Source organism: Shewanella sp. K8 (genome assembly GCF_028823715.1).
Classification (GTDB): Bacteria; Pseudomonadota; Gammaproteobacteria; order Enterobacterales; family Shewanellaceae; genus Shewanella; species Shewanella algae.
In genome coordinates, this window is the sequence record NZ_JAPEHY010000007.1 from 147147 (window position 1) to 155999 (window position 8853).

Sequence of the window (8853 nt, forward strand, 5' to 3'; positions counted from 1 at the left end):
ATCTCCTGTAATGAACCGGGGCGCTGCAACACGCCCCGGCCGACAACGGCTTATGCCATCAGATAAATTTGACCTTGAAGGTCACACCAATCTGGCGTGGATCCCCGTAGCGGATATATTGTTTCTCGGCCCAGTTTTGATCCGGCTCATTGCCGAAGTAGAAACCGCGCACGCCGTATTTTTCATCGAACAGGTTGCGGCCCCAGAGGTAAACCGACCACTTGTCGGCCTCATAGCCCAGCTTGGCGTTGACCACTTGATAGTCTTCAGAGCGGGAGTCATTGCTGTCTGAGTAGTAGAACGCACTCTTGCCACTGCTGCTGAGGTTGGCAAACCAGCCCATGTCATTGCGCCAGGTCATGCCGAGACTATAGGTCCATCTCGGCGAGTGGGCCAGTTCCCGGCCGCTGAGATCCACAGGATTCTTATCTTCATCCAAGTATTGGTAATCACCGTATTCTGTCTGCAGATACCCAAGGCTGGTATAGAACTGCAGTGAATCTGTGGGATACCAGTTGGCTTCCAGCTCGGCGCCATAGTTATTGGAGCTGCCGGCGTTTTCGGTGAACAGAATAAAGCGCTGGGGATCGACAGGATCCTGCAGCGAGGCCGCTACCTGCTGATCTTCCCTGTCCATAAAGAACAGTGCCAGACGTGTATCCAGCAAGCCATCGGCCCAACTGGATTTCAGCCCCAGTTCATAGTTGTAGAGGATTTCGGTATCGAACTCTTTCTTGTCGGCCAGCTCCTGGGGCAACGTCATATTGAAACCACCGGCCTTGTAGCCCCTGGCTATCCGAACATAGGCTTCATGGTGTTCAGCCAGTGCCTTGGACAGGGCGATATGGCCGCCCCACATGTTTTCCGATGGGCTAAAGGCATCACCATTGCTGTCGCTGTAGTCACTCTCACGTCGCTCGAGACGAGCACCGATAGACAGACTGTAACCCGCTCCCAGATCTGAGTCCAACTGGGCAAACACCGCATAGTTACTGGCGCTGTAGCGGGAAGTCAGCACTTCATCCGGCCCGCCGTTGTATTCAGAGTAGAGATCATTGTCCTCATCGAGATCGATAAAATAGAGCCCGGCCAGCCAGTCTGTGCTGCCGCCGAAAATCCGCCCGGCCTCGTTGGAGCTGAATCTGAACTCCTGTGACAGAGTGCGCCGCTCGCCGCGTTTATCCCAGGTGTAATCGTACTCACAGGGTGCGCCGCCGCACTCTTTCCCGGCCCAGTAATCCGGGTTGGCCCAGTCACCGTCGTAACCGTGGTGATGATCTGTTGCGGCATAGCTTGACAGGGACACCAGCTCAAAAGCCTCAAAGCCGGTATAGCTCAGCTTGAGACTGGATCCCGTGGTGCGCTGCTTGTCGACGCCCGGCGCATCGGTAATGGTATCGAAGCCGTTATTGTCCAGGGTCCAGGCATCATAACCATTGTCAAAATCGGCGTGCAGTAGAGTGAAGTCCGCCTGCAACTTGTCGGTGGCGTACCAGCGCAGCTTGATACGGCCGCTGAATTCATCACGCTCATTGGTATCGTCACGGCCCAAATACAGGTTGTCGCGATAACCGTTCTGCTTGTGTTGCTGCAGCGCCACACGATAGAGCAGCTTGCCGGAATCAGTCACTGGGCCGGAACTGAAGCCGCTGAAGGTTTGCAGATTATCATTACCGAGCGAGACTTCGGCGCCGTGCTCGAATACGTCTGTGGGATCATTGCTCTTGAGATAGATAAGACCGGCCAGGGCATTGGCGCCATAGCGGGTGCCCTGAGGGCCGCGCAGCACTTCAAACTGCTGCAGGTCGTACAGGCTGGAAACGCTGCCCAGCCCGGAGAGATCGATATCATCGATAATAAAGCCCACAGAGGAGTTGGGCGCTCCCTGGTATTGCTCCTGCTCACCTACCCCGCGGATCTGGAAGTATCTTGGCCGGGAGCTGGCACCTGACCAGTTGAAATTGGCCACGTTACCCAGCATGTCTTCGAAATGCTCGGCGCCTTGATCTTCAATGCGCTGCTCATCGATAACAGTCACACTGGAGGGCATCTTCTCCAGCGTCAGGCCACGAAAGTCGCCGCTGACGACTATTACTTCCATGGCTTGTTGCTCATCTTGCTTTTCAACGCCGGGATTATCGGCGGCATGAACGGGTGCCCACAGCAGCATCTGAATGGTGCTGGCAAGCAGAGTAGGTACGGTAAACTTGGACATAGGACCTCAAATATTCACAGTTTGAGATCCGGCAATAAGAAAGCGAGTTGAAAGTGCACGAATTGTGGCCCATTCCTACGCCGGTACTAGCCGGATCAGGTTCTAAGGGTTCGTCATACGACATCTCAGTCAACCGCAATGCGGTAAACACCCCTTGGCGCGGGCCAGTATACACGAGTTACCAACAAAAGTGAGCCAGGTTGCCAAATTGTACCCGAGGGCATAAAAAAACCGCCCACCCCAATACTCCCGAGTGTTGAGCATTCAACGGGAATAATGGCTCGGGCGGCAGTGGTGCCGAGGTTTCAACTTTTAGTTTGAAAAGGCCTCGCGCACATAGATCTCAAAACGGCTGGCGGTCGGATTCGGCGCCACGGCGCTCACCTGCAACTGCTGTTTACCATGCAGCTTAACCGACTTCCAGGACACACCTTCATCATCCAGGGTATAGCCGCTGGCATCATACCAGGTGAACTTGTACTGAATGCGCATATCGGTAGCGACCTTGCTGCTGATGGTGGCTGTGCCTCTGAGCAAGCCGCCCTCGCCTCTGGCCATAAGATCACCCACACTCACAGAGCGGGCAAAGCTGCTGTTGTCTGCGCGGCTTTCACCGGTCGAGCTGGCATACACCCCGGCCGTATGGTTGGCGCAGCCTGCCAGAGCCAGCACGGTTGCTGCTATTACCAAGACTTTTTTCATCTGCCAATCCCTTATTCTCAATCAATCAAAAAGTGCGCCCTGGCCGTTGCAATCAACTGTTTGCGGTTGGTTTGCCAGCAGTCGATATTGACATTGGCCACTCGCCGCCCCTGACGGGTTATTCGGCACTCGGCGAAGCTGTCCTTATGATAACCGGCGCGTAAGTAGTCGATGGAAAAATCAACCACCTTGGGCACCTTACTGGTTTGCATAAACACCATAAGCTGGATGATGGCCGACATCTCCATAAACCCGGCTATCACGCCACCGTGAATGGCCGGCAGTACCGGGTTACCTATGTTGTCATCTTTGGCCGGCAGACGAAACACCAGTTCATCGCCAAACCTGTCCACCTGCATGCCGATAAAGCGAGCATAGGGAACATGCTCAAGCAAGTGACTGAAATCATTGGTTTCTGTCACTTTAGCAACTATGCTTTTTACATCCATGGATGCCTTGGGATCTGTCATTTCGTCTCCTCACCCATCAGTGCCTTGCGGAAAGTATCCCCTATCATTTCAGGGCTTATCCGCATAAAGGAGCCAACCGCATGGGCGATGGGGTCGTCTATGCTGTCCTGATAGGCGATGGCCCGGGTGAACGCGACGCTGGATGACAACTTATAACACTCGGCAAAACCATACACCGGCTTGTGGGGCTCGGCGGGCTTCATATAGTCGACCCGCAGATCCAGAGTTGGCGAGATCTCCAGCGAACCATATTTGTCCTTGATAGCACAAACCACGGCGCAACCACTGGCAGTATCCATCAAAGTGGTGATAACCCCACCATGAATAACCCCGGTTTCAGGGTAACCCACCAGCTCGGTGCTGTAAGGCAATTCTATCAGTACATGGTGCTCACTGGCCTCATGCACCTTGAGCCCGAGACGGCGGCACTGGGCCAACTGGTTGACGAAACGGGTAGCCAGGGTCGTCAGCGGGAAAAACTCCGGATTCACTTTCATGACGCTGAACTCACCATAGGCCCCAAGGCTTTACCGCCAAGCAGATGCATGTGGATGTGGAACACTTCCTGGCCGCCATGTTCATTACAGTTAATGATTAAACGATAACCGTCCTCGGCGATCCCGGCCTCGGCGGCCAGCTTGGCAGCCACAGTCACCATACGGCCTATGGCCTGCTCATCCGAGGCCTTGGCGTCATTGACTGTGGGGATCAGATGATTGGGCACTATCAGTACATGGGTGGGCGCCTTGGGATTGATATCCCGAAAGGCGGTTACCAGTTCGTCCTGATACAGAATGTCCGTGGGAATTTCACGGCGGATAATTTTGCTGAATATGGTTTCTTCGGCCATTTTGCCACTCTCCGGTGTGTCGGTTCAGGCTCGGCCCAAGGGCCAAACCTCTGTGTTCTTGGCAGTATAATACCATTCGGCCCGGAGATGTAATCGGCCGCGGTGATTTGCCCCCCAAGCCTTTTAAAACTCGGCAAGTAATTGCCGCGGCCTGGCTTTTTTGGCAGCATTGTCGCCATGCTCAGCCGGATAGCACTCAATTTGGCTCCCGGCACTCGCCAACGATTCATACGGATATCAGATGATCAGTTATCAGATTTGCCCCATAGATCCCCACGCTCACCTGTTCGAGGTCAAAATCACCATTCAGGCACCGGCTCCGAAACAGGAACTTTGGTTGCCATCCTGGATCCCGGGCAGCTACATGGTTCGCGATTTTTGTCGCAATATCATAGATATTAAAGCCTTTGATGAGCTGGAGCGTCCGCTCAGCATTACTCAGCTTGACAAGCAGCGCTGGCTGATAGATTCCAATGCCGAATCGCTGCAATTGCGCTACTCGGTTTATGCCTGGGATATGTCGGTGCGCAGCGCCCACCTGGATCAGACCCACGGCTTTTTCAACGGCAGCAGCGTCTTTTTGGCGGTGGCCGGCAAAGAGCTTGAGCCGCTGGAGCTGGAAATTCTGCCCCCGGAGGAGGAAGCCAACTGGCAGCTGGCAACAACCCTGAGTCGAATCGAGGGTGAAGAGTGGCAGTTCGGCCGTTTCAGCGCCGCCAACTATGATGAGCTTATCGACCATCCGGTGGAGATGGGCACCTTTACCCACGGCAGCTTTGAGGCCTGTGGCGTGCGCCATGATGTGATACTGACCGGGCGTCACCGCTGCCACATGCCCAGACTGCTTGACGATCTCAAGGCTATTTGCGAGAGCCAGATCCGCCTCTTCGGTGAAGCGCCGTTTGAGCGCTACCTGTTTATGACCCAGGTATTAGGCAATGGCTTTGGAGGACTGGAACACAGAGCCTCCACCGCCCTGCACTGCTCCCGTAAGGATCTGCCGCTGAGTATGGAGATGCCGGTCAACAAGGATTACCGCACTTATCTGTCGCTCTGCAGTCACGAATACTTCCACAGCTGGAACGTCAAACGCATTAAGCCTGCCAGCTTCATGCCCTATGCGCTGGAGGCTGAGAGCTACACCCGTCAGCTGTGGGCTTATGAAGGTATCACTTCCTACTATGATGACCTGATGACACTCAGAGCCAACAGGGTTTCCAATGAGCAATATCTGGAGATGCTATCCCAGACCATGACCCGGGTGTATCGCATGCCGGGCAGGCAGTTGCAGAGCCTGACAGATTCGAGCTTCAATGCCTGGACCAAGTTCTACAAACAGGATGAAAACGCCGCCAACGCCATCGTCAGCTATTACACCAAGGGAGCTTTGTTTGCCCTGTATCTGGACTTGACTCTGAGACTGGAAACCCAGGGGAAATACACATTGGATAACCTGATGCAAAAGCTGTGGCAGGCCTTTGGCAGCCAGGGGATAGGCACTGAAGATGACTCCCATCGACGCCTCTATGAGGAGCTGCTTGGCCGGGATGCCAGCGCAGAATTTGCCTTTCTGGATAATACCCAAGAGTTGCCACTGGCGCCCCTGCTGGCGCAATTCGGAATCGAGATGCAGCTTCGCAGTGCCCAAGGCGCTCAGGATCAGGGCGGCGGGGATGTTGAGGGGCAAAAAATCGGCTTCGGAGCCCGCTACAAGGCTGAAGTCCTGGGGTTAAGAATTGTGAGTGTGACCAATGGCAGCGCGGCTCACAGCGCCGGGCTCGCGGCTCAGGATCTGCTGATTGCCGCCAATGGTCTGCAGGTCGGCGCTCAATTTGAAAATGAACTGCAACAATATGAGCCCGGCGATAGTCTGGAGCTGCACTTCTTCCGCCGTGATGAACTGATGACAGGCCAACTGCCTATCAACCCGGCGGCAATAGATACTGTGTCACTCAAGCTCACCGATCCAGCCAAAGCCAAGGCCTGGCTGGGTTAAGGAAGGTGCGAACAAGTCCCATGCGTGCTCTGCGTAGGCTTACAGGCCTGGATGCAAGGCGTGGTTCGCAGCAAATGGCCCTAGTCCTTTGCAAGAAGCATAACACAGCAGGCAAGCCTGTAAGCCACGCCCTTTGGGGCTTTCACAGCAACCGGCTCTCTACGTTATCCGACTTCGACAGGCCCCGGCATGCCTTCAGTCAGATGCCTTGAACACCAATTGCTGTGTAAGCCACTCTCTACAAAAGAGAAGGCCGCGAGGACTTATTCGCACCTTCCCTAACTGCCTGAGCCTTGACTCTCGGCCACATCGGCCATCAAGTGACGCTGGGCCCAGGCCATCACCTGGGCTCGGTTGCTTAAATTCAGTTTGCGAAACACCCGATAGAGATGGGTCTTGACCGTACTTTCACTGACATAAAGGGAAGTGGCAATCTGTTGATTACTGAGCCCGGCCAGTAGCGCCTGCAGCACCTCCCGCTCCCTGAAAGTCAGCACATCGCCACTGAGCTCTCCCTTGGCCAGCCGAGATTGCAACTCAAAAGGAATATCGCAGCCGCCCTTCTGCACAATATCCAGGCCACGGCTCAACTGTGCCAAGGTCGCCTCGGGATAGAAAACCGCCTTGACCACAGACGGCAACAACAGGCATTCATACTCCACCCTCCTGGGATAATGCAGTAACACCACTTTGCAACCGCGATTCCTGGTGGCCTGTTTAAGAATCTTATAGCCCAAGGCCGGTTCCACAGTGGCCAAATCCAGCAACAACATGTCGACATCAGCTCTCAAGGCATCTGTGTGCCATCTATCGGGAGATAAGCAGGACAAGCGTACCAGAAACTCCTGCGGCCAACGGCTATCCATCAGCTCGGTCAACAGCGCGGATCTGGAAACCACCAGCCAGTGCATCACATTGAACATAGGCTGCCCTCAGCTAAAAAACCCAAAAAAAAAATTTACATTAACGCAACATGAGTATCAAAGCAGACAACTGCTTGAAATGGAAGTACAGATTCCTTACCAAAAACTCAAAATGAATAAGAGTTAACTGAACAAGCGCCGCTACAGGCGTTAACATAAAGGGGTAAAACAGATCTGGGGGATCAAACATGGAAACAAATACTGCGGGCGAAGTGCGCCTGTCTCGCTATAAGGCATGGGATCTTCCCACTCGCCTTTTTCATTGGATAAACCTGCTTTTGGTGCTGCTGTTGGTGATCATCGGCGGGGTAATGATGTTCAAATCTGACTTCGGGATCAGTGGTCTCGACGCTAAAATCGGCCTGAAGACACTGCACGTATGGATAGGTTATGCCTTTACCATCAACCTGGCATTCAGATTACTGTGGGGATTATTCGGCCCTATCAAGGCGCGTCTTGGTAAACTACTCCCCAAAAAAGGGGAATTGGCAGGCTATCGTGCAGCACTCAAGAAAGGCGAAAACCCACAATATCTCGGCCATAATCCGGCGGGCAAACTGGCGGTCATCGCCTTATTGGGTTTGCTGACGCTGATCATGGTGACAGGCTTGGTGCGAGCCGGTACTGACATCTTCTATCCACCGCTGGGCGGCATGGTTCAGGAATATATCGCCGCCGATGGTGTTGAGCCTGCCAGCCTCAAACCCTATGATGACACAGGCGTTAACCCAGACAAGGCTGCAGCGATTAAGGGCGCCAAGGGCTTGGCGGGAAAAGTACATGTCTACAGCGTATATCTGTTGCTTCTCTTGGTATTGCTGCACATAGCTGCGGTGATCCACGCCGAGCGTAAGCGTCAGCCCGGTATTATTTCTGCTATGTTTTCCGGCAATAAATATCTGCCAACAACGCCGGTGGATAAAGACTGACTGAGATACTGGCTCACCACACAGAGCCAGAGATAGGCACCAGCCAGAAACAATAACGCCGGCATCAAGCCGGCGTTGTCATTCGTGCGATATGCGCTTCTTACTTCAGTACGCTATCTGAAGTACGGCCATCATCGTGGCAGCTATCGCAGGTAGGCTTTTGACCTACGTTCATGTCGTGGGGAGCATGGCAATCAGCACACATCAAGGCACCATCGTGTGGCTTGTGTACCGCATCCATTTCTGCCAGCGAACCGTGACAGCTCTGACACTGTTCAAATTCATAGGCGCCGTCAGCTGAAGGTGAACCATCGGCATGACAGCTTTCACAGCCACCCATATCCGCGTGGAAATCTGACAGCTTCTGATCTTCTGCAAAAGCAGATGGTGACATGGCCAGTGCGGCCAAACCGGCACCGAACAACACACTCAAGAGTTTCTTGCTCACAATAATATCCTCCGATGATGACAGTCGAGCAAAGGTTCTTATGTCAGGTATGACCTTTGTCTCACTATCAGTAAATAGCACGACTTGGATTAACTTAGCCAAGCTTTTGCCAATTGGCAAACTAATTCTGAGTCGCCGCCACTTTAACAACTTGCGCAAAAGCAAAATGTGCGCTGAATCATGTAACCATCGGTTAATTACGGAATTTTACATTTAATTTACACATAAGCATCTGTATCAATAAGCGTTTCAACAGCATAAAAAAAGGTTCATCGCAGATTAGCGTGGACTGGAAATGAAAACGGTTGGAGAGTTATTGT

9 protein-coding genes and 1 riboswitch are annotated in these 8853 nt (G+C 53.4%); of the genes, 2 read left to right on the forward strand and 7 right to left on the reverse strand.

Features of this window, described 5'->3' with window-relative positions:
- Positions 1-58: 58 nt before the first annotated feature.
- From ON072_RS06080 to hinT, 5 genes are all read right to left on the reverse strand, one after another.
- On the reverse strand, positions 59-2215 hold the full coding sequence (locus ON072_RS06080; protein WP_261752946.1) for a TonB-dependent receptor: 2157 nt from the start codon (positions 2213-2215) through the stop codon (positions 59-61).
- A gap of 55 nt (positions 2216-2270) precedes the next feature.
- Positions 2271-2380, reverse strand: a riboswitch (TPP riboswitch).
- 147 nt (positions 2381-2527) lie between these two features.
- Positions 2528-2917, reverse strand: coding sequence for a YcfL family protein (locus ON072_RS06085; protein ID WP_062793618.1), 390 nt, complete (start codon positions 2915-2917; stop codon positions 2528-2530).
- A 17-nt stretch (positions 2918-2934) separates the two neighbouring features.
- Positions 2935-3387, reverse strand: coding sequence for a PaaI family thioesterase (locus ON072_RS06090; protein ID WP_025010997.1), 453 nt, complete (start codon positions 3385-3387; stop codon positions 2935-2937).
- Positions 3384-3884: a PaaI family thioesterase gene (locus ON072_RS06095; protein ID WP_028780462.1), complete on the reverse strand. Its 501-nt coding sequence runs from the start codon at positions 3882-3884 to the stop codon at positions 3384-3386. The genes ON072_RS06090 and ON072_RS06095 overlap by 4 nt, the downstream gene beginning before the upstream one ends.
- Complete coding sequence (gene hinT / locus ON072_RS06100) at positions 3881-4237, reverse strand: purine nucleoside phosphoramidase (protein ID WP_025010998.1); 357 nt, start codon at positions 4235-4237, stop codon at positions 3881-3883. Before hinT ends, ON072_RS06095 begins: the two co-directional genes overlap by 4 nt.
- 241 nt (positions 4238-4478) lie before the next feature.
- Between hinT and ON072_RS06105 the strand changes: the two genes are divergently transcribed.
- Positions 4479-6233: a M61 family metallopeptidase gene (locus ON072_RS06105; protein ID WP_107005372.1), complete on the forward strand. Its 1755-nt coding sequence runs from the start codon at positions 4479-4481 to the stop codon at positions 6231-6233.
- A 278-nt stretch (positions 6234-6511) separates the two neighbouring features.
- On the opposite strand, the gene ON072_RS06110 is transcribed toward ON072_RS06105, so the two are convergent.
- Complete coding sequence (locus ON072_RS06110; RefSeq protein WP_044734762.1) at positions 6512-7156, reverse strand: helix-turn-helix transcriptional regulator; 645 nt, start codon at positions 7154-7156, stop codon at positions 6512-6514.
- A gap of 188 nt (positions 7157-7344) precedes the next feature.
- Here ON072_RS06110 and ON072_RS06115 point away from each other — a divergent pair, with 188 nt between their 5' ends.
- Complete coding sequence (locus ON072_RS06115) at positions 7345-8085, forward strand: cytochrome b/b6 domain-containing protein (protein ID WP_107005371.1); 741 nt, start codon at positions 7345-7347, stop codon at positions 8083-8085.
- 100 nt (positions 8086-8185) lie between these two features.
- Here the strand turns inward: ON072_RS06115 and cctA are convergent, their stop codons facing one another.
- A complete protein-coding gene (cctA, locus tag ON072_RS06120; RefSeq protein WP_025011002.1) occupies positions 8186-8533 on the reverse strand; it encodes a tetraheme c-type cytochrome CctA in 348 nt (115 codons plus the stop codon).
- Between the last annotated feature and the right edge of the window lie 320 nt (positions 8534-8853).

Coding starts and splice junctions, on each gene's coding strand:
- ON072_RS06090 (WP_025010997.1), bottom strand. CDS start 3,387: ATGACAGATCCCAAGGCATCCATGGATGTAAAAAGCATAGTTGCTAAA.
- ON072_RS06080 (WP_261752946.1), bottom strand. CDS start 2,215: ATGTCCAAGTTTACCGTACCTACTCTGCTTGCCAGCACCATTCAGATG.
- ON072_RS06085 (WP_062793618.1), bottom strand. CDS start 2,917: ATGAAAAAAGTCTTGGTAATAGCAGCAACCGTGCTGGCTCTGGCAGGC.
- ON072_RS06095 (WP_028780462.1), bottom strand. CDS start 3,884: ATGAAAGTGAATCCGGAGTTTTTCCCGCTGACGACCCTGGCTACCCGT.
- hinT (WP_025010998.1), bottom strand. CDS start 4,237: ATGGCCGAAGAAACCATATTCAGCAAAATTATCCGCCGTGAAATTCCC.
- ON072_RS06115 (WP_107005371.1), top strand. CDS start 7,345: ATGGAAACAAATACTGCGGGCGAAGTGCGCCTGTCTCGCTATAAGGCA.
- ON072_RS06105 (WP_107005372.1), top strand. CDS start 4,479: ATGATCAGTTATCAGATTTGCCCCATAGATCCCCACGCTCACCTGTTC.
- ON072_RS06110 (WP_044734762.1), bottom strand. CDS start 7,156: ATGTTCAATGTGATGCACTGGCTGGTGGTTTCCAGATCCGCGCTGTTG.